Here is a 21,477-nt window from a genome sequence, read left to right on the forward strand (position 1 = left end):
TAAAACGTTTTGATATTCATCAACGAGTGCCCACACAGATTGATAGGTTTAAATTGTTAAAGAGCGCTAGCGTTTTGTGATTCACATCTCAGTCGCTAGGGGTGCGTACTATACCTGCACCACTTTGAGAGTCAAGGGTTATTTTCAAACTCTTTTTCTCTACCGATTTCGCTGTGTGACTTTCGTCTCACTCCGTGTCGGTGAGGCGGCATTATAGAGAGATTGAGATGGAGCACAAGGGCTTTTTGAAATAAAAGTTTTGTTCGCCTAAAAAGCCACCAGATCCGCATTTTTCGAATAAAAACTAAACATTTGAGACGTATCACAGCAATACATTGGAAAAATGGAAGCCATGAACGTAAGATTCATGTGTCTATTTTGTTAATGGTAGATGCGTCTATTTCGTTTATTAATATGTAGTATTCCGATATGAACTCAAAAAAATCGATGTTGTTAATTGTCGCACTGGCTGTATTAGGCGGCATTGTTTTCTCTCAGGTAGATATATCGCCTGCAATTACCTTTATCCTTGGTGTCTTGGCTTCCGCTTTTGTTGTTAACTTTTCAAGCACCGACTCAAAATCAGATTCAGAACCTAAGGCTTCAACCAAAACACTTTATGTGGGTAACCTTCCATACAAAGCGAACGAATCACATGTACGTGAATTATTCTCAGAGCATGGTGAAGTATTTGCAGTACGTTTAATGAAAGACAAACGTACTGGTAAAAGAAGAGGCTTTGGATTTGTTGTTATGGCAAGTAATGATGTGAATCATGCAATCTCTGCACTTAACGATAAAGATTACATGCAACGCACTTTAAAAGTACGTGTTGCAAATGATCCTAAACATCCTGAAGCGGACGAATCTGAACTGAGCTAAACCCTAACTGCTTTAACATACTATTTAGTGCACTTTCTTTTTTAGGAAGTGCACTACAAAAAACTTCACGTACTCCCCCTTCTTTATTAACGCTTTCCAAACCCAACAAATCTTGAACCCGCTTAGCTATCGCTTTACCAGAATCTATCAGCACTACACTTTCACCTAGTACTTGTTGAATCTCTGATTTGATCAATGGGAAATGAGTACATCCTAATACAGCCACATCAATTGTGTTAATCATCGGCTGAAGGATTTGCTGTAACTCTTCAAGGCTAATCTCCTCGCCTCTGAGTTTATCTTCGGCCATATCCACCAGCCGAGTAGAACCCAACAGCTCTACTCTTTTATTACTCGAGAAGTTTTTGATGAGCTCGTGTGTGTATTCACGAGTAATCGTCGCGGGAGTCGCAATAAGGCCAACCGCTTTATTAGCCAGTAACGAAGCAGGTTTGATTGCCGGGACTACGCCGACAATAGGGATAAGGTTATTAGCGCGAAGTGTCGGCAGGACTATCGTACTGGCCGTATTACAAGCTATCACCACGATATCAATAGCGTGACTCGCCACAAAACTGGCGACGATACTTTGGACTCGCTGAATGAGGACTTGCTGATCGAGCTCACCATAAGGGTAAGCCTCGTTATCGAATACATAGATATAGTTGTGATTGGGTAGTAACTGGCTTATCTCTTTATATACAGACAGACCGCCAACTCCAGAATCAAAGACCAATATGTTTTTTTGTATGCTTTCCGACACAACCATTACCTGTAATAAGTTCCGCAGCAATGATACCCCTTCACCTAGTTTTCGCCAATCATCACTCTACATAATGCAAGCTCGGTAGCGTTGATGCCCAAAGCGCTCACCCTGCTCTACATTTTCTAGCTCTATCTTAAGCTTACCTTTAAAGCATGGCGCTGACGTGACTAAGGTATGGAACTCACCATCTTCTCCACATGGGTCGACGTGACTTGGCAAACTGTCTATTAGTTCAGGCGTGTATTCTTTCCCGCAATAGCTCATGTCTAATGCATCGCTATCAACTGTGACGAGAAAGGTTTCGATTCCTCTATTTATGATTTCTTGAGCCAGAGTTTGGCTACTCTCTCCCAGTAGAGGAAATACACACTCCCAGCCCGCAGGTTCTATATAACTTCTTCGGTAGTCAGCAATACCATTGCAAAACATATCGCCGAATGCCACGGCATCAATAGATAAACCCGATCCTTTAAGCGCCGTAACAATCGTACTTTGATAGATCTCGTTACTTGGGAAGACTTCCGGCAGCTCAATCGTTATTAATGGCAAGCCGAACAATGTTGCCTGCATTCCGACAACCTCGATTGACGTGACTTGGAAAGGAACCTCATCACCAACATACGTAGTATAGAGAGCAACAACTTCATACTCGGTGCTTTCAAGTAGACGTTCTAGGGTTAATGTAGAGTCTTTGCCTGACGACCAACTTATGACGACTTTCTTTTTCATTGATATACCCAATAAGAAAAAACCGCCCGAAGGCGGTTTAGGTGATAATTAGAATTGGTAAGTAGCATTCACGTAATATGTACGCTCTGGTGATGGGTATCCACCAGCAGTCTCGTACTCTTCGTCAGTTAAGTTATCCACTCGACCATTTAAAGTAAGGTTTTCATTCGCATAGTAGTTCACTGAAACATCAAACAAGCTATACGCTGCGAGATCTTCAGAGAAGTCCGGTCTCTCACCTACATATTGGAAACCTAATGAAACATCAACATCATCGAAACTAGCCACTGCATTATACTTGTAAATCTTCTTAGCTCGGCGTATCAGTTGCTCACCAGATTGATCTTCTGGGTCTTGGAAATTAGCGCTCACTTGGTGGTTAATAAAGCTAGTATCAAATCCAACGACCATTTCCACACCACGTAATTGGCTTTCGCCATCGGTATTGTAGTACTTACTTGTCGCGTAGTTGTAATCAATTAAGTCTTCGACGTTCGTGTCATAGCCAGTAATCGACCAATCAACATCCTTGATTAAGCCACCAAAAGTCAGTTCAAATGAATCTGCCTTTTCAGCTTCTAACTGTGCATTACCGTAGTAGCTATATAGTTGATACAAGTTAGGTGCTTTGAAGGATGTGCCATAAGCTGCTTTTACAACAAGCCACTCAGCATAACGATAGCCTAACCCTGTGTTGTAAGTAGTTTCTGTACCAAACTGCTCATTGTCATCAACACGAAGACTCAGTTCTCCGAACACTTTATCCGCATCTGCGTTTAATGCAGCGAAGTACGCAACATTCGTTCTGTCGTATTCAGTATTCGAAGGCTTAACAATATAAGCCTCATCACGCCAATCTACACCACCACTAAGAGTCAGTGACGACGTTAGTTTGTATGAATTCACCCATTGAACATTTAGCTGTTCAAGCTCATCAGATGTTGCTGACGCTGAGTTCTTGCCTAAAGACTGTTCGTAGTTCCAGTTATCTTGATTCTGATAGTTAACTAAGAAATCAGACTTAAGTTCACTGCCACTATATTTAACACCAGTAGCAAAGGTCGAATTTTGAACTTCAGCTTCTTTGTAAGAATGGTCTGTACCAAATGAACCATCGTACTGAGAAATGGTTTCAAACATACGGAAATTCGCGAAGCCACTCCATTGCTGATCAAAATTATGAACATAACCAATTAGAGCATTGCGTGATTCAAAACCATGGCGATCACCATCATTAACACCTGGTAATGGATGAACGTTGTATCCCTCATCGGAATCGTAACCAACAGATACGTTCAAGTGACCATTTTCACCGACCTTAGTACCACTAACAAAGCTCAGCTCTTGGTAATCTAAGCTTCCTAAACCTGCACTAACTGCCGTTTTTTCATTGTCAGAGTTTGCAACAGTAATAATGTTGATAACACCGCCGATAGCTTCTGAGCCATACATAGCGGCACGAGCTCCTCGAACGTATTCCACTCGGTCAACGAATGTAATTGGTAACTGGCTAAAATCGACACCACCCTTTGCAGCTCGCGCAAAACGAATACCATCAATGAGAACAAGCACTTGATCAGAGTTAGCACCACGAACAAAGATCGAAGCTTGCTGTCCTCGGCCTCCATTTTGTGAAACCTGAATACCCGTCAATCGTCTAAACACATCTGTTAGAGACTTAGCTTGAATTCGATCGATATCTTGGCGTGTTACTACTTCAACTTGAGCGACAACACTTTCCGTGCTTTGCTCAAAACGGTTAGCCGTAACCACCATGGTTTCGTCGGCAGATGCTTGTTGGGCGTGTAAATTGGAGATAGGTGAAAGCAGCGATGCTACAGCAACCGCTAAAAGGGATTTGTTCATGTTGTGATCCTAAATCGCGTAAATTCCTACCAAACCACATGTCATGGTTTAGCCGCTGGCAGGTATTCGGACTCAAGAGCACAACCTTATGGTTACCTGATATTCGACTTCCCACAAAAAGCTATTTGCAGTGTCAGATGAATACTCGTTCTCTTTTACCGCTGCGCGTCAGTTCTGGATTCACACCAGATTCCCTCTTCAGCCATCTATACATCTAAATGGCACCAGCTTGCCGGAGATAGTATTGACCTCTGAATCATTTGTCTAGTCTAAGATAGTTATAAGCTATAGTTTTCATGGTCGATTTACATTGAATGGCGCTCAACACTGGACAAGCGCCTGTGATTGAATAAAATCTGCGCTCTTGATTTAAAAGCACGACAGCAAAAGGCATAACCATGGCGAATTTAGATGTAAACCCGCAACGCTACCAAGAACAACTGGCAGAAAAGACAGAGCGTCTTACTGAAATGTTCTCAGAATATAATGTGCCTGAGCTGGAAGTGTATGAATCTCCAGAACAACACTACCGCATGCGTGCTGAGTTCCGCGTGTGGCATGAAGGTGACGATATGTATTACGTCATGTTCAATCAAGAGACTAAAGAAAAATACCGCGTAGACCAGTTCCCAGCAGCTAGCCGTCTTATCAACGACCTAATGCCTCTATTAACAGATGCAATGAAGGACAACCACTCTCTGCGCCACAAGCTATTCCAAGTAGACTTCCTTTCTACGTTAAGCGGCGAAATTTTGGTGTCATTGCTTTACCACCGTCAATTAGGTGAACAGTGGATTCAAGATGCTAAAGCACTTAAGCAGCAATTAAACGATGAAGGTTTTAACCTAAACCTGATTGGCCGTGCGCGTAAGATGAAAATCGTACTGGACCGCGACTACGTAATTGAAAAGCTAGATGTGAATGGTGATAGCTACATCTACCAACAAGTAGAGAACAGCTTTACTCAACCCAACGGCAAAGTGGCAGAGAAAATGTTGGAATGGGCTGTCGATTGTACTCAAGACAGCAAAGGCGACTTACTTGAGCTTTACTGTGGTAACGGTAACTTCTCATTAGCGCTAGCACAAAACTTCGAGCGTGTACTGGCAACTGAACTGGCGAAACCGTCAGTAGAATCTGCGCAATACAACATCGCTGCGAACAACATTGAAAATGTTCAGATCATCCGTATGTCTGCAGAAGATTTTACTGTAGCAATGGAAGGCAAGCGTGAGTTCCGTCGTCTACAGCAAGCGAACATCGATCTTAAGAGCTACAACTGCAACACTATCTTTGTTGATCCACCGCGTTCAGGTATGGATGTTGATACTTGTAAGATGGTTCAAGGCTACGAGCGTATCATGTACATCTCTTGTAACCCTGAAACATTGAAAGAGAACCTAGACATCCTAAGCGAAACGCACGACATCACTCGTTTTGCTCTGTTTGACCAGTTCCCTTACACGCACCACATGGAAGCTGGCGTATTCCTAGAGCGTAAAGCGTAAGTATCGCTTTCAGGTCTAAGCCAAACAGCAGATACAAAAAAACGAGCCCATTGGCTCGTTTTTTTAATTTCTAAATCAGCTTAAGCAGTTTTGCCGATAAAGCCGAGTTTCTTACCTACCCATGCAAGAAGCAACATCGCGACAATAATCGCAAAGAAGTTTGAGCCAGCATCAGGGTGTTGTGCCTTCACAAAAGCCGAGTGGCCAAATGCACCTACAAAGAAACAAGCCAAACCTACTAGTGGAATATCTTCAGATACTGGGTTAGTTAGGTACTCTTGGTAAAGTGCTTGTACAGCCAAGACTAAAGCAATCAGTGGGAAAATAGAGAAGCCCACTTCGCTCATTGTTACCCAAGATAACAGAGCATCACCACACACACCGGCAATAACAGCAAGTACGAGTGTCTTTCTTTCTGAACCACGGTTTACAGTATTATTTTCATTCGACATTATTCAATCCCGCCTTTTAATCGGTTACGTTCACGTTCTTTACGATACCAAAAAGCCCCTTTGGCCATCATTCGCAATTGCATGATCAAGCGTTCAGCCAGTTCATCTCGCTGACGTCGATCTAAATCTAATGCTTCTGCCCCTGAGTTGAAGACCAAGATAACGGAGGCTTCAGCTTGAGTAAAAGCTTCGTCTCGTGTCATGCCAGTCGTTATCAAATATTCGGTTAACTCAGCAGAGAAGTGCTGTATCTCACGAGCTACCGCTGCACGAAACTCAAATGAAGTTCCTGAGCGCTCTCGCAATAACAGTCTGAATACGTTAGGGCTGCTTTCAATGAATTCCATAAAGGTTTCAACCGATGTACGAATCACACTGCCTTCTTTTACTATGCGTTGCCTAGCTTGACGCATTAACTGGCGCAGCAGTAAGCCACCTTCATCAACCATGGTTAAGCCAAGCTCATCCATGTCTTTGAAGTGACGATAAAAGGAAGTCGGTGCTATTCCAGCCTCACGAGCGACTTCTCTCAAGCTTAGATTGGAAAAACTACGATCGGCGCTGAGTTGGCTAAATGCTGCATCGATTAAGCTGCGACGAGTTTTTTCTTTTTGCTGTGCGCGAATGCCCATTGGTTTCATACTTTATCAATTTCTTCTTTTACAGCCTAAACAGGCATGTCTAATACTCTATTCAATATAACGCGAATCACTTATTTATATAAGGCACTCTGGTTATATAAGACACTAAACATACCTCTTTGTTCACGTACCGAAGTAAATACGTTCGAAGAAAAAATTTCAATATCCACGCTGTCATTTGGAGACATACGACATACCAAATATTATTTTTTCGATAACACTGCGTGATCCCACCGACTCTCTGATGCCCTTTTCATGTACCCGAGAACAGAATCGGTTAAAATCTCGCTAAAGCAATGTTAATCAAATATAACAAGGAAGATATCTATGCCGCACTCCAACCACTTTGATGTAATCGTAATTGGTAGTGGCCCCGGAGGAGAAGGGGCAGCGATGGGATTAACCAAAGCCGGGTTGAACGTTGCAATCATTGAGAAAGAGAGCAGCGTTGGTGGTGGTTGTACTCACTGGGGAACAATTCCTTCAAAAGCACTGCGTCATGCCGTAAGTCGTATTATCGAATTCAACAGTAATCCGCTGTTTTGTCAGAACAACAAAAGCATACACTCAACGTTTTCTAACATTTTGGGGCATGCCAAATCGGTTATCGACAAGCAGACTCGATTACGCCAAGGCTTCTACGACCGCAACCAGTGCACGTTGGTCTTTGGTACTGCACGTTTTATCGATACCAACACTGTCTCGGTAATGCAAAGCGATGGCACTGAAGAACATTACAGTGCAGACAAATTTGTTATCGCGACAGGCTCTCGCCCTTACCAACCAGATAACGTCGACTTCCTGCATGAACGTATCTACGACAGTGACTCGATTCTTTCTCTTAAACACGACCCGCAACACATCATCATCTATGGTGCTGGCGTTATTGGTTGTGAATACGCGTCGATTTTCCGCGGTTTGGGTGTAAAAACCGATCTTATCAATACTCGTGACCGTCTGTTGTCATTCCTAGACAATGAAACCTCAGATGCACTTTCTTATCACTTCTGGAACAGCGGTGTCGTGATTCGCAACGATGAAACCTTTGAGAAAATTGAAGGCACTGATGATGGCGTGATCATTCACCTAGAGTCAGGTAAAAAGATGCGCGCTGATTGCCTACTGTATGCCAATGGCCGAACGGGTAATACCGATAAACTGAACCTTGGTGCTGTTGGCTTAGAAGCGGACTCGCGTGGGCAAGTCTCAGTAAATACCAATTACCAAACCAATGTTGACCATGTTTACGCTGTCGGTGATGTGATTGGCTACCCTAGCCTAGCAAGCGCGGCTTATGACCAAGGTCGATTTGTGGCTCAAGCAATTGTGAAAGGTGAAGCTGAACGCCACCTTATCGAAGACATTCCAACCGGCATCTACACCATCCCGGAGATCAGTTCTGTTGGTAAAACCGAGCAAGAACTTACCGCAGCTAAAGTACCGTATGAAGTAGGACGTTCTTCATTCAAACACCTAGCTCGTGCTCAAATTGCGGGTAAAGACATTGGTAGCTTGAAGATTCTGTTCCATCGCGAAACCAAAGAGATTTTAGGTATCCACGTGTTTGGTGAGCGTGCCGCTGAAATCATCCATATCGGACAAGCGATCATGGAACAGAAAGGTGAAGCAAATACCATCGAGTACTTTGTGAATACAACCTTTAACTATCCAACGATGGCGGAAGCTTATCGTGTTGCAGCACTCAACGGGCTTAACCGTTTATTCTAGATAAAGAACCAATAGGAGTATTTGACCACCCATAGGCCAAATACATAAACAGCAAGCCACGCGCTTGCTGTTTTTATTTAAAACACTGAATATTAAGGCATTGATAGTAATTAGATCATGATGTTCTAAATACCCCTTTACCTGTACAGCCTCATTTACTCTCCACAAACAGAGCCCTCAGAGCTAAGCGAGAAACTCCCCTTTCTTCCACTGAGAAACAAACAACACACCAAGACCAATTCCGCGCATTGCCATAAAGCTCAGCATCGCTAACCACAGTGCATGGTTCTCTAAACCTGATGCTAAATAGAAAATCGCGAAGAAACTACAGGTCGCAACAAACATACTATTGCGCATATCCTTGCCCTTGGTTGCTCCAACAAAAATACCATCCAACAAGAAGCACCACATAGACACCAATGGCATTGCGACTAACCACGGTAAATACACCTCGGCTTGGTTCTTCACGTCAGGAATGGTAGTGATCATATTAATCAAACTCGAGCCAGCGAGTGCGAACGCTATGGTCAGTACCAAACAAATATTAAAGCTCCAGAAAAAAGTACCAATCAATGACTGGTTCAGTTCATCTTTGTCTTTCGCGCCTATCGCCTTACCGACCATCGCTTCCATTGCGTAGGCAAAGCCATCCATCCCATAAGAGATGATCATCAAGAAACTCATCAACACTGCATTGGCCGCAACAACATCATCGCCAAAGCTTGCACCTTGGAAAGTCATGAAAGTGAAAGTCGCTTGTAGATACAATGAACGAAGAAAGATATCGCGATTCAATTTCACGAAACGACTCAAACCTTGGCTGGTTTTCTTAAGCAGATCCCATGGCGATGGTAACTGCTTCTTCGCCCAGATTCGGTAAACACAAATCAAGCCAAATGTTAGACCGGCATAATCAGCCATTACAGATGCCAATGCTGCACCTTCCACTTGCCATCCTAAGCCGATAACAAAAACGATATCCAAAACGATATTGGTGATATTGGTGATGATGACCATCCACATGGGCGCTTTGGCATTTTGAGTCCCGAGTAACCAACCTAGAATCACAAAGTTAGTTAGCGCAGCAGGCGCACTCCAAGCGCGGATTGAGAAATATTGCTGACCATAGTGCTTAACTTGATCACTGGCGCTACTCAATGAGAAAACTAAATCGGCGACTAGACTGTGTAAAAGCAAAAAGACACCAGCAAACCCTAAGGCCATGGTCACGCCTTGCACAAAGACTAAACCAAGTTGCTTGCCATCATTCGCACCATAAGATTGTGCGGCTAGCCCTGTTGTCGACATGCGCAGGAAACCAAGCAACCAAAAGGTCACGCTGATCATTGTGCCGCCCAGCGCCACACCACCTAAATACCAAGAGTGCTCGAGGTGACCGATAACCGCCGCATCGACTAAGCCCAGCAGTGGAACAGTAATATTAGAGAGAACCATCGGGATCGCGAGCAGCAGCACTTTTTTGTGCATCGCCTGATTGGATAGCGTTTGAAAAATAGTTTGGGGATTAAATAGCTTCACGATCACCTCTTAGATTAGAGGCGATAGTTTAACCTAGTGGGTGGGCTTTCACTATGTTGTGGAATTTTACTTATACCGGCTATGTACTCAGTTACTCGAAATACAGAACCACTAGGGTTACCACTTAACGAGCACTAACTGCGGCGTTAAACGCTTTTTGACCTGAGAGATCTTACAAAGAAGCCGCTGCCACAATTTCCAACGATTGCATTGTTGGTCTAGGGGAGAAAACGCTTTTACCCATTGTGCCCATGGCAACCAATTGAGAACACTGTCTATTGGAGAAGATAGGCCATGCGCATACTTTCCTGAACCAAGTTTTTGCCCCAACGTACTTGAGCTTTTATCTCCAGCTAAGACTAAACACGCATGTGCATGAGTAAAGTAGCGACTCAAAGACTGAATGAAGTTCGCCGTCTGCTGTTCATTGCAATCCAGCAGAGCATGTTCACACACCACCATCACCGAGGCTTGTTCTGGAATATTGAGTTCATCCAACCAAGTCAGGTCATCGACAGAACCACACTCCAAACGATAGCGTTCATTTTTGTGGAACAGACGTTGGCGCCACACAAGGTTTTCCGTGACATCCAGCTCAACCCAATGGCAGCGTCCATTATCTAAACGGTAGAAGCGGGTATCGAGCCCTGCTCCAACATTGATGATCCAAGCATCTGGGTTGTGAGATAGAAATTGCTGAACTTGAGAGTCACAAAGTTGAGTCAGTGTTGCGTAGAGAAGTTGTTGTTGGTCTAGCTCGCCAGTAAGACATTCAGGTGCGAGCTGGCAACGCTTGCAGGCTTGAGCTGCGATGGGGTCATAAACGAGACCATCATCGGCTAGGCTTTCACGACTACGAAACCAAAGATGTTGAACGAGGTTGGTCGGAACTTGGAATTCTTGATGTACAGACCCTTGTTCAGAAGAAGCCTTTTGAACAGAGGAGCGCGGCTTACGAGTAAGCGGCTTCATTTGAGGTTTGGTTGGGTTTGGCATCATCATCTTCCTTGTATCTCGACAAAGAAGATGATAATGAATATCAATTACAATGACAAGTTATTGAGAATAAATATCAATAAGCTATTTGTACTGACTACATCCAGTCGGTGTTGCGAATAATACCAACCGCAAGCCCTTCAATAGACAAGTGTTGAGATTCTAGATCGACATGGATTGGAGAAAACTCTTCATTTTCAGCATGTAACAGAACCGTTGAACCTTTACGTTCTAGGCGTTTTACCGTTACATCATCATCGACACGAGCCACTACAACCTGACCATCGCGTACATCTTGTGTTTTATGAACAGCTAATAAATCACCATCCATAATACCGATGTCTTTCATACTTTCGCCATTTACACGAAGTAAGAAGTCAGCTTGTGGTTTAAACATGCCTGGATCAACTTGGTAATGCATTTCTACATGCTCTTGAGCCAAGATAGGCTCACCAGCGGCAACCTGACCGATTAATGGTAAACCTTGCTCTTCGTTTGCTGCATCTTCAAGCAAAATACGAATACCGCGAGACGCACCCGGGATAATCTCAATCGCTTCTTTACGAGCAAGAGCTTTCAAATGTTCTTCTGCAGCATTAGCAGAACGGAAGCCTAGTTCACGCGCGATTTCTGCACGTGTCGGTGGCATACCGGAATCTTCGATCTTACCTTTGATAAGGTCAAAGACTTGTTGCTGGCGGGGCGTTAACGGCTTCATGATTCACCTGTCTTTTTATACAGTTGACTGTGAGTATATCCAGTAACTGAACAAAAGCAAAGCAATTGGTTGTTTTTAGTTCATTTTTAGCAAATTACAAAAACAGGATCTCTAGCCACACATAACCTGCGAGTGCCAAACAGATGAAAACTGCTGCCGAACCGACATCTTTAGCCATCCCAGAAAGCTCATGATGTTCACTGCCGATTCGGTCGACAACCGCTTCAATCGCGGTATTGATTAGCTCGACAACCATCACCAATACCACCGATGAGATCATTAAGATTCGTTCAACTTGGCTTACATCTAGGTAAAATGCCAACGGAATAAGCACGACCGCCATGAACACTTCCTGTCGAAATGCAGCCTCATTTTTAAACGAACTCGTAATGCCTTGCCATGAAAAGCCTGCTGCTTTGATGATGCGTTTGAATCCGGTGTTTGATTTTTTGGTCATTTTTAACCCTATACTCAATCAGTCGATGAATGATTTTCCACAAACTTAACGGCAATATGACTATTTCCATTAAAAGGTTAGACCAGTTTCTGGTATTCTTGCATCGATTAAATTTACGCCTAGGCTTATCCCTATTTCACTCATAGGATTTATCCTTTTTATCAGAGAAATAGAGATACGCTTCAGCACATTGAAATAACTATTGAGGCAGTGAACCTATATGTCTTCTGGACAATCTTTTTCACGTTCATTAATGAAGCTACCTTTATCCGTATTGGTAAAGGGCACATCAATTCCTTCAAACCCTGTTGAGGATTTGAACATTGATTTGAGCAAACCGATTGTATACGCCTTACCGTTTCGCTCAAGTGTCGACATTCTTACATTGCAAAAACATGCACTTGAATTAGGCCTACCTGATCCGTTGAGCAAGCTTGAAATCAACGGCAAATCACTGCAACGCTACGTTTTCATCTCTTCTCGCAAAACTCTGCTGCAAGACGATGATTATGTACCAAGCTCTTCAATTGAAGTGTTCTCTGAATTGCTTTCACTGCACGCCGACGACTCTGAACTCGATGTTCAAGTTATCCCTGCTACCGTTTTGTGGGGGCGCAAACCAGGTAAAGAGACTAACCAGAAACCTTACCTACAAGCAATGAATGGCTTAGAAAAATCAAAAGCGGTATTGCTCGCAGGTCGTGACTGTCTAGTTCGCTTTAGTCCTGTGGTATCTCTTCGCTACATGGCAAACTCACACGGTACCGACAGCACCATCGCGCACAAACTGGCGCGTGTAGCGCGTATCCACTTCTCTCGCCAAAAACTTGCTGCATCAGGCCCTAACCTTCCAAGCCGCCAAGCGCTGTTTGATCGCCTACTCAAATCAGAAGCGATCAAGAAAGCAATTGAAGACGAAGCACAAGCAAAGAACATCTCGATCGAGAAAGCGAGCAAAGAAGCCCAAGACATCATGGACGAGATTGCTGCAAACTTCTCTTACTCGCTGATCAAGCGTGGTGAGAAGATTCTGGGTTGGTTGTGGAATAAGCTTTACCAAGGCCTGCATATCAGCAACGCTTCAACGGTTCGTAAATTGGCTCAAGATGGTCACGAGATTGTTTATGTGCCTTGTCACCGTAGCCACATGGATTACTTGTTGCTTTCTTATGTGCTTTACCACGAAGGCATGGTGCCTCCGCATATCGCGGCGGGTATCAACCTCAACTTCTTCCCTGCCGGTCCTATTTTCCGTCATGGTGGTGCATTCTTTATTCGTCGTAGCTTCAAAGGCAACAAGCTGTACTCGACGATTTTCCGTGAATACCTAGCGGAATTGTTCGCTAAAGGTTACTCAGTAGAGTACTTCAGTGAAGGTGGTCGTTCTCGTACAGGTCGTCTATTGCAGGCAAAAACGGGCATGCTAGCGATGACCATTCAGGCAATGCTACGTGGTATGAACCGTCCTGTTACTTTGGTCCCTGTGTACATTGGTTATGAACACGTGATGGAAGTGGCGACTTACGCGAAAGAACTTCGTGGCAAGCGTAAAGAGAAAGAAAACGCGAGCTTAGTGATTCGTACCATTCGTAAGCTACGTAACTTTGGTAAAGGCTACGTGAACTTCGGTGAGCCGATTCAACTGAACCAATACCTGAATGAACACTCACCTGAGTGGACCAAAGACATCGACCCAATGGGCACCAGTAAACCACAATGGATGAATCCAGTGGTTAATGACCTGGCGACCAAAATGATGACGCACATTAACGATGCCGCGGCGACCAACGCATTGACCCTTTGTGCAACCGCGCTATTGGCCTCAAGACAGCGCGCATTGTCTCGTGACTCTTTGGTTTCTCAGATCAATTGCTACCTGTCTCTGCTTAAGAATGTTCCATATTCGGCAACGTTCACTGTGCCAAAAGACAGCGCTGAAGATTTAGTAAAACATGCTGAATCACTGAACAAGTTCTTGATTGAATCAGACTCAATGGGCGACATCATTTCGCTAGACCGTCACCAGTCAATTCTGATGACCTACTACCGAAACAACATCATTCACTTGTTTGCTCTGCCATCGTTAATTGCACAGATGACTATTCGTCAACGCGGTTTATCAATTGACGCGATCCAAGAGAACGTTGCTGCTATCTACCCGTTCTTGAAGAAAGAGCTGTTCCTAAGCTACGACGAAGACAAGCTTGAAGGCGTGGTTTCTAACATCATTGAAGAGCTGGTTAACCAAGGTATGCTTGTGGTTTCTGATAATGAAGTCACCATCAACCAATCAAACAGCCAAGCACTGATGCTGTTAGGTCGTACGATTTCAGAAACGCTACAACGCTACTCTATTGCTTTGAACCTGTTAGCAGAGAACCCTGATCTGGATAAATCCGATCTTGAACAGAAGAGCCAAGACATTGCACAGCGACTTGGTCGTCTGCAAGGCATCAATGCACCAGAGTTCTTCGATAAAGGCGTGTTTGCGTCGATGTTCGCAACTCTGAAACAACAGCAATATCTGGATAACGATGGTAACTGTGATTTAGACAAGACTGAGCAATTCGCTAAGCTTCTCTACTCAATGCTTTACCCTGAAGTACGTTTGACGATTCAAGAGAGTATCCACCAAGCGGAGTAATCATCAGCTTGGTGTCTCTTGAATAGCGAGGCCAAACGCGATCAAAAAAGGCACCCAATGGGTGCCTTTTTCTTTAGCATTCGTTAACTCGAAAAGCGGATGCTTACCAGAAGGTAATGAACAAGCCCGCTGTCACTGCCATTCCAACATAGTTGTTGTTTAGAAAGGCTTGGAAACAAAGGTCTCGATCACGGTGGCGCATCAGGTGTTGTTGATACACAAATAAGCTTCCCGCTACCAACAGTGCCCAATAGAAGGTATCTCCTAGTTGGTAATGCATGCCTAACGCAATCAGCATCGCTAGGGTGACGAGTTGCAAAGAGCCAACAATCAGTTTATCGAAGCGACCAAATAAAATAGCCGTCGATTTAATACCAATCTTCAAGTCATCATCTCGGTCAACCATCGCATATTGCGTGTCGTAAGCAATCGTCCACAACGCGTTAATCACGAAGACAAACCACACAATGCTTGGCAGTTCATTGGTTTGTGCCGCCCAAGCCATTGGTATCGCCCAACTAAACGCTAAGCCAAGAAACAACTGTGGAAGATGCGTAAAACGCTTCATGAAAGGGTAAATGAACGCCAGACCCACACCAATAAATGAGAGCTTAATGGTCAGTGGATTCATGGTGAGTACCAGCAAGAATGAAACTACGGCTAGCACTAAAAAGAGCAGAATCGCTTCCTTACTGGAAACCAAACCTGAGGGTAATGGACGCTGCTTGGTACGTTTAACATGACCATCTACTTTACGGTCCGCAAAGTCATTGATCACACAGCCAGCTGAACGCATCAACACCACGCCGAGTACAAAAACAACCAAGACATCAAAATCAGGCATACCTTGTGCGGCGATAATCAGTGACCACAAGGTCGGCCAAAGGAGTAATAGGGTACCAATCGGGCGATTCATTCGCGTTAATTGCCAATACGCCTTCGCTTTGGTGGCAAGCATTTACACACTCTCCTTAGAGTAAATGGGTGATGTTGGTAAAAACAGTTCTGCCACAAGCATCGGTTTATGGTTCATCCATAATCGAGAACGACGCGCGAGTAATCGCTCATCGCCTGCGATAACCCAACCGACTTGCAGCGCATCTCGCCCCACGTTCTCAGCACTGAAAACGGTCAATCCAAGCGGGACATTACCTTGTTGAGAAAGGTCTGAGTGCTGATGATCTTCTAATGTGACTCGGGGAATCAAGGTTCGACCTAACACCCACGGTTCGTCATCACCCTTTAAAATCACTTTACGCAGTAAGCAATCAAACGATGATAAAAGATGTTCCTCGTCTTGTTGCAGCATTGAGCGTTCTACAACTTGATTATGAAGCAACTCAACAGACAGGTGCTGACAGCACTTCCCCAACTTGCGGGAAAGAGAACCTTGCTCCATCAACCACTCTTTGGTGGTTTCATTAGGAAAATCAAATGTTTCTGTACTTTGCCAATCTACATTCATTAACGAATTAAGATACAGCGATATTGGCTGATTCATACTAGTATTCAATAGGTGACTTTACACGTACAATAAAGCTTCAACTTTCGAACAAAATTAAAGCGTTCTTCGAATTGTAAACGTATTTAGATTTAGACCGCTCATTGTAACAAGACTAATGCGTTTCGAATATCGCGAATAAACTAAAGAAAAGTCACAAATATGCACAAACGTTATGTAGCCCAAATATTTCTTGCGATTACCCTACTCTTTTCAGCATCAAGTTTCGCGGAAGAGGAGTCGGCAGCTAAACTCGCCTACTTCACGCTAGAGCCAGACCTGACCACCAATTTTTACACTAAAGGTAAAAAACTGGGCTACATTCAGGTTCGCCTCGACATCATGGTGGCAAATAGTAGCGACTTGGCCGCTATTGAGCATCACCAACCACTGATTCGCGATGCGGTGATTGAATTGCTTGGCAAACAAAACGAAGAAACCATTAAATCTCTATCTGGCCGTGAAGACTTAAGAAAATCCTTAGTTGAACACCTCAACAAGATTTTGCTTCCAGAGACAGGTAAAACCCTGATTGCTGACTTACTGTTTACCAAATACCTTTATCAGTAATGATGTAAAACGAATCCCAATAAAAAAGCGGCTCATCTGGCCGCTTTTTTTGTCTCTATCGTTTGGCTACTCATTAGAAGATATGAATTAGCTTCTTGCCGAGCTTGGTGCTTTCATCGCATCGATAAAGCCAATAATCACACCAGCGGCTAGACCAGCTAAATGCGCCGTATTGGCGATAGCCATAAATGGCTGCATGTACCCAAGCACCAACCACACCAACATAAAGCCGACAATCTGTCTTGGGATACCTAAACCAAGTTGTGGCGCCTTCGCACCAACCACCCATAAGTAACCAACCAAGGCATACACAACACCAGACAAACCACCGAAGTTCGCCCCTTCAACCCAATACTGCCCAGCACCTGAAAGCGCAGAAGAGACAGCAAAGATCTGAAGTAGCTTGAGGCTGCCAAGTTTCTTCTCAATGTCTCCACCTAGCTGCCACCACCACAAAATATTAAATGCGATGTGCATAACAGAGAAATGTAGAACGGCATGACTCAACCAACGCCACAGCTGCCATTGCTGTCCATCCACCGCTGGGAAATGTAGGGCATTGAAAATAGCTTGGCCAAAACCGATCTGTTGCAGCGCAAAAATCACCACACACACCAACATCAGGCTTAGTGTCACTGGGCCTGCTTTGGCTTTGATCATGCCCATGAAGCTTGGCGTGTGGTAATGGAAGTTGCTCTTTCTGGTCTCTGCCATGTCCCAAGATGCAGCTTGATAGCGCTTATGATTGGGCTCAGCCAGAAAACGATTCAGCTCAGCTTCGGTTTCAACCTGAAATTGGCCATCAAGAAGCCAAAGAGCAAAACGCCCTTCTCCCTCTGGAGACATCTGAATAGGGATCTGACGAGAGGCCATATAATCAATAAATGCTTGAGCAAGACGTGGATTGTCTAACACCATCAATCTAATCATTGTTACTTCCTATTCATTCTATGAGGGATGCTTGAGGCGGTTCAGGTGATGAAAGTCATTAACCTGCGATCACTGGAAGTTCAGCACGATGCCAAGCTTCGAAACCACCATCAACACTATATACCTCTTCAAAGCCTTGGTTCACTAAATATTGTGCCGCACCTTGGCTACTGATGCCGTGGTAGCACATCACTAAGATAGGTTGTTCGAACTCAACCTCATCCATGAATGACACCATCGTATCGTTAGTCAGGTGGTAGGCTGTTTTTGGGTGGGCAACCGCAAAAGACTGCGGGTCACGTATATCGACAAGTCGAGCTTCGCCTTGTTCGATGAGGGCTTGAGCGCCTTTAACATCGATATGTTTAAACTGGTCCATGACTTTCTCTTTTTATACTGATTTACTTTGCTGCCATTGTAACCTATCCCAAGGCTAACATTCACATCCACTTAATAAGGTTATCCACCAGCGATCACTTTTACACCATTTGTGGATAAATCTGTGAATTGCGTGAATAAAGTGTCTTTTCAAAAATAGATCCACAACATGTAGTAATGATCCTGATCTAACTGTGGGTTAACTGAAACATATCCCCACTCGAAAAACCCCGTCAAAGCCTTACTACACACTGCTTTTAGATAGCTGACGAATAAACTTCTCACAGAGTTATCCACAAAATCATTTTGCAAATTTCGATCGCAAAAGTTGAGAAATCGATCCAAAACAAAAAGGCCGAGATCTCTCGATCTCGGCCTTTTCAAAATTCAGCTATTTGTTAGCTCTACTAGAAAGTAGAAGCTAATAGAAACTAGATGCTATTAGAAATCACCAACGGCTTGTTTCAATTTCTTCATCGCATTCTTTTCTAACTGGCGAACACGCTCAGCTGAGATACTGTAGGTATCCGCTAAGTCTTGCAGGGTTGCCTTGTTGTCGTCTAACCAACGTGAGCGAACAATGTGTTGGCTACGCTCGTCTAAGCTTGCTAGTGCTAGCCCTAGGCGATTATTGGTGTGTGACTCCCAGTTAGCCGCTTCAACCGTCTCAGCAACGTCTGACGCCTTGTCTTCTAGGTAGTAAACTGGAGCAGTGTAAGCAGAACCGCCATCGTCATCGTCCATAGGCGCTTCAAACGTCGCATCTTGTGCTGCTAAGCGAGATTCCATCTCACGAACTTCTGAAGGCTCAACACCCAGTTCACGAGCAACCGTCTCAACTTCACCGTTATTGAACCAACCCAAACGCTTTTTAGACTTACGAAGGTTAAAGAACAGTTTACGCTGTGCCTTAGTGGTCGCAATTTTAACGATACGCCAGTTACGTAGAACGTATTCATGGATTTCAGCTTTGATCCAGTGAACAGCAAACGAGACGAGACGAACACCAACTTCTGGATTGAAGCGCTTAACAGCCTTCATCAAGCCGATGTTACCTTCTTGGACGAGATCAGCCATTGGTAGCCCGTAGCCAGAGTAGCCTCTTGCAACGTGCACCACGAATCTTAGGTGGGAAAGGATCAAGCCTTTCGCAGCGTCGATCTCACCTTTGTAATGTAATCGCTCTGCAAGTCCACGTTCCTCTTCAGGAGTCAGCATAGGGTAGCTGTTCGCTGAGCGGATATAGCTATCTAAACTATCTTGTGTGACTAAAGCCATTTGATACGCTTGGTTTGCCATTCGGTTCCTCATCAATCTCTGATCTGGAGTAATACATCTATTAAAACCCTACAATCTTGAACCTAAAATGAACAGGTTTCAAGGAGGGGGAAGTAATTATGCATAATCAATTCGTCTATACAAGGCAAAAACTGGTTAAGAAGTGCCTATTTTTCGTCTAAATATGACTCTATTCACCTAAACTGGTTCAATTTCTTTTAGGTGACGCTGTGCAGAAAGCTTTGCAGCCACACTACCAAGCAGAGTTCCGACGATCAAAAGCAGTAAAGATTCATCCCAACTCAGGCCAATTAAACGGAAGTGGCTGTCGTATAGCTGAGCCAAGTCATCCACCGCGCTGTTCAGCAATACGGTAATCAATGCCGTCATTACCCAAGCGCTAATCGAACCTAAAACGCCAAACCACATCCCAGCATAAAGGTATGGTCGAAGAATGTAGCTGTCGGTCGCACCAATCAGCTTCATGGTTTGAATCTCTTCTTTATGCGCCAACACATTAAATCGTAGTGTATTGCCGATAATCAGAAATACCGCGCCCAGCATCAATACCGTTAAGGTAATCACGATGACAGCCGCTAATGCTTTGATCGCATCTAATCGCGCTAACCAATCTTCGTCTAGGCGAACATCGGTCACTAATTCTTGTTGTTTAACTGTGCCTGCCAGCTCTTTAATTAAGGGATCGCTGTGTACGCTTGGCGTAATCACCAGCACACCTGGCAGTGAATAATCGTCGAGAATGGTTAGGGCGTCTTCAAAACCAGAATACTGGCTGAGGTCTGCAAGCCCTTGCTGCGGAGAAATGTACTCCACCAGCTCAACTTGATCCCAACTTTCGATTTCATCCTTAAGCACCATTACTCGTGGCTCAGGAATACCATCCTCTACATAAGCACTTATTTGTGACGGGCTAGTGACATCTTGCGCCACTTCCCCTACATTTTTACCTAATAGGTACAAACAAGCTGGCATCGCCAACGCCATAGAGATCACCGCAAGGGTCAGTAAGTTGCCTAACGGGCGCTGCCACATTTGCGAGAACGATGACTTGGCTTGTTTCCAGTGAACAACAAAGAAGCCGTCGCTTGAAGCGCGGTTTGCTGCTCGATTAGATTGAGGTTTTTTGATGCGCTTATTCGCGGCCATAGTCTTCAACCTCACTCAAAAATCCTTGGTTTAATTCAAGATGGCGGTACTGAGGGCGAGTGTTCACTAACCCGATATCGTGCGTCGCTAGGATGATCGTCACACCTGCGCGGTTGAATTCTTCAAATAATCGCAACACACGGTTAGATAATTCAGGGTCTAGATTACCGGTAGGCTCATCGGCTAAAAGCAGAGTTGGACGGTTAACCACGGCGCGAGCAATACCCACGCGTTGTTGTTCACCACCAGAAAGTTGGCTTGGCAAACAACGGGCTTTATCTAATAAACCGGTTTTATCCAACGCAGCACTGACTCGGCGTTTTATTTCGTTTTCAGAAATAGATTCAATACGCATAGGCAGAGCGACGTTATCGAAAATCGAACGGTCCATCAGCAGGCGATGGTCTTGAAAAACAATCCCAATATTACGGCGTAAGAAAGGAATGTCTTTGGCTGGGATACGAGTGATATCGTGATCGTTGAACCAGACACGTCCATCAGTTGGACGCTCTATCGCGCAGATCAACTTCAGCAAGGTACTTTTACCAGCCCCAGAGTGCCCACCCAAAAAAGCCATCTCTCCACGTTTCAGGTGAAAGTCCACTTTTTGGAGCGCTTGTCTTCCACCTCGGTAGGCTTTACTCACTTGCTGAAATTTGATCACCGAAAATTCCTCTTACGATCACTAATATCAAATTTAAAAACGGTAGCAGATTAAGGATAAACC

The 21,477-nt window shown here is 44.3% G+C and carries 21 protein-coding genes and 1 riboswitch; of the genes, 5 read left to right on the plus strand and 16 right to left on the minus strand.

The genetic code is table 11. The annotated features are described in order from the left end of the window. The first annotated feature begins 429 nt into the window (after positions 1-429). Entirely contained in the window at positions 430-882 is a 453-nt protein-coding gene (locus tag AB4133_RS14360; RefSeq protein ID WP_017061054.1) for an RNA-binding protein, read from the plus strand. Here AB4133_RS14360 and murI read toward each other — a convergent pair. From murI to btuB, 3 genes are read right to left on the minus strand one after another with little or no spacing between them, the layout of a single operon-like run. After that, positions 845-1,651, minus strand: coding sequence for a glutamate racemase (murI, locus tag AB4133_RS14365; RefSeq protein WP_017061053.1), 807 nt, complete (start codon positions 1,649-1,651; stop codon positions 845-847). The genes AB4133_RS14360 and murI overlap by 38 nt on opposite strands. A gap of 60 nt (positions 1,652-1,711) precedes the next feature. Continuing rightward, positions 1,712-2,377: an ATPase gene (locus tag AB4133_RS14370; RefSeq protein ID WP_017061052.1), complete on the minus strand. Its 666-nt coding sequence runs from the start codon at positions 2,375-2,377 to the stop codon at positions 1,712-1,714. Between the two features lie 48 nt (positions 2,378-2,425). Beyond that, positions 2,426-4,243 carry a TonB-dependent vitamin B12 receptor gene (gene btuB, locus AB4133_RS14375; protein ID WP_017070283.1) on the minus strand — a complete coding sequence of 606 codons (1,818 nt, stop codon included), beginning with the start codon at positions 4,241-4,243 and terminating at the stop codon, positions 2,426-2,428. Positions 4,244-4,282: 39 nt separating this feature from the next. Beyond that, positions 4,283-4,487, minus strand: a riboswitch (cobalamin riboswitch). A 154-nt stretch (positions 4,488-4,641) separates the two neighbouring features. Between btuB and trmA the strand changes: the two genes are divergently transcribed. After that, complete coding sequence (gene trmA, locus AB4133_RS14380) at positions 4,642-5,751, plus strand: tRNA (uridine(54)-C5)-methyltransferase TrmA (protein WP_372098468.1); 1,110 nt, start codon at positions 4,642-4,644, stop codon at positions 5,749-5,751. Between the two features lie 80 nt (positions 5,752-5,831). Here the strand turns inward: trmA and AB4133_RS14385 are convergent, their stop codons facing one another. Both AB4133_RS14385 and fabR read right to left on the minus strand, forming a co-directional pair. Then, on the minus strand, positions 5,832-6,203 hold the full coding sequence (locus AB4133_RS14385; RefSeq protein WP_017061049.1) for a YijD family membrane protein: 372 nt from the start codon (positions 6,201-6,203) through the stop codon (positions 5,832-5,834). Next, the gene (fabR, locus tag AB4133_RS14390; protein WP_010438693.1) at positions 6,203-6,844 is read right to left on the minus strand and encodes an HTH-type transcriptional repressor FabR; all 642 of its coding nucleotides are present in this window, start codon (positions 6,842-6,844) and stop codon (positions 6,203-6,205) included. The genes AB4133_RS14385 and fabR overlap by 1 nt, the downstream gene beginning before the upstream one ends. Before the next feature lie 327 nt (positions 6,845-7,171). Between fabR and sthA the strand changes: the two genes are divergently transcribed. Next, complete coding sequence (gene sthA / locus AB4133_RS14395; protein ID WP_017061048.1) at positions 7,172-8,572, plus strand: Si-specific NAD(P)(+) transhydrogenase; 1,401 nt, start codon at positions 7,172-7,174, stop codon at positions 8,570-8,572. Positions 8,573-8,755: 183 nt separating this feature from the next. On the opposite strand, the gene dinF is transcribed toward sthA, so the two are convergent. The 4 genes from dinF to AB4133_RS14415 form a co-directional block, all read right to left on the minus strand. Beyond that, the gene (gene dinF, locus AB4133_RS14400; RefSeq protein WP_017067882.1) at positions 8,756-10,111 is read right to left on the minus strand and encodes an MATE family efflux transporter DinF; all 1,356 of its coding nucleotides are present in this window, start codon (positions 10,109-10,111) and stop codon (positions 8,756-8,758) included. 117 nt (positions 10,112-10,228) lie between these two features. Then, positions 10,229-11,107, minus strand: coding sequence for a class I SAM-dependent methyltransferase (locus tag AB4133_RS14405; RefSeq protein WP_136977766.1), 879 nt, complete (start codon positions 11,105-11,107; stop codon positions 10,229-10,231). A 97-nt stretch (positions 11,108-11,204) separates the two neighbouring features. Next, on the minus strand, positions 11,205-11,825 hold the full coding sequence (gene lexA / locus AB4133_RS14410) for a transcriptional repressor LexA (protein WP_019820514.1): 621 nt from the start codon (positions 11,823-11,825) through the stop codon (positions 11,205-11,207). Between the two features lie 94 nt (positions 11,826-11,919). Further along, a complete protein-coding gene (locus AB4133_RS14415; protein ID WP_017061045.1) occupies positions 11,920-12,282 on the minus strand; it encodes a diacylglycerol kinase in 363 nt (120 codons plus the stop codon). A gap of 220 nt (positions 12,283-12,502) precedes the next feature. Between AB4133_RS14415 and plsB the strand changes: the two genes are divergently transcribed. Next, positions 12,503-14,926, plus strand: a complete 2,424-nt coding sequence (gene plsB, locus AB4133_RS14420) for a glycerol-3-phosphate 1-O-acyltransferase PlsB (RefSeq protein ID WP_372224852.1) — start codon at positions 12,503-12,505, stop codon at positions 14,924-14,926. A 103-nt stretch (positions 14,927-15,029) separates the two neighbouring features. On the opposite strand, the gene ubiA is transcribed toward plsB, so the two are convergent. Both ubiA and AB4133_RS14430 read right to left on the minus strand, forming a co-directional pair. Further along, positions 15,030-15,884 carry a 4-hydroxybenzoate octaprenyltransferase gene (gene ubiA, locus AB4133_RS14425; protein ID WP_017061043.1) on the minus strand — a complete coding sequence of 285 codons (855 nt, stop codon included), beginning with the start codon at positions 15,882-15,884 and terminating at the stop codon, positions 15,030-15,032. Next, entirely contained in the window at positions 15,885-16,427 is a 543-nt protein-coding gene (locus AB4133_RS14430) for a chorismate lyase (RefSeq protein WP_170963311.1), read from the minus strand. Between the two features lie 162 nt (positions 16,428-16,589). Here AB4133_RS14430 and AB4133_RS14435 point away from each other — a divergent pair, with 162 nt between their 5' ends. Then, the gene (locus tag AB4133_RS14435; protein WP_017063771.1) at positions 16,590-16,997 is read left to right on the plus strand and encodes a flagellar basal body-associated protein FliL; all 408 of its coding nucleotides are present in this window, start codon (positions 16,590-16,592) and stop codon (positions 16,995-16,997) included. Between the two features lie 87 nt (positions 16,998-17,084). Here AB4133_RS14435 and glpG read toward each other — a convergent pair whose 3' ends face one another. From glpG to ftsE, 5 genes are all read right to left on the minus strand, one after another. Then, positions 17,085-17,927, minus strand: a complete 843-nt coding sequence (glpG, locus tag AB4133_RS14440) for a rhomboid family intramembrane serine protease GlpG (protein WP_017063770.1) — start codon at positions 17,925-17,927, stop codon at positions 17,085-17,087. Positions 17,928-17,985: 58 nt separating this feature from the next. Then, the gene (gene glpE, locus AB4133_RS14445) at positions 17,986-18,306 is read right to left on the minus strand and encodes a thiosulfate sulfurtransferase GlpE (RefSeq protein ID WP_017061039.1); all 321 of its coding nucleotides are present in this window, start codon (positions 18,304-18,306) and stop codon (positions 17,986-17,988) included. A 440-nt stretch (positions 18,307-18,746) separates the two neighbouring features. After that, a complete protein-coding gene (rpoH, locus tag AB4133_RS14450; RefSeq protein ID WP_017055518.1) occupies positions 18,747-19,604 on the minus strand; it encodes an RNA polymerase sigma factor RpoH in 858 nt (285 codons plus the stop codon). A gap of 177 nt (positions 19,605-19,781) precedes the next feature. Then, a complete protein-coding gene (ftsX, locus tag AB4133_RS14455; protein ID WP_372175573.1) occupies positions 19,782-20,750 on the minus strand; it encodes a permease-like cell division protein FtsX in 969 nt (322 codons plus the stop codon). Next, a complete protein-coding gene (gene ftsE, locus AB4133_RS14460; RefSeq protein ID WP_004736585.1) occupies positions 20,737-21,414 on the minus strand; it encodes a cell division ATP-binding protein FtsE in 678 nt (225 codons plus the stop codon). The genes ftsX and ftsE overlap by 14 nt, the downstream gene beginning before the upstream one ends. Positions 21,415-21,477 lie beyond the last annotated feature (63 nt).

The sequence above is a fragment of the Vibrio sp. 10N.286.52.F8 genome (assembly GCF_041468745.1).
In the GTDB taxonomy this organism is placed as follows: domain Bacteria; phylum Pseudomonadota; class Gammaproteobacteria; order Enterobacterales; family Vibrionaceae; genus Vibrio; species Vibrio crassostreae_C.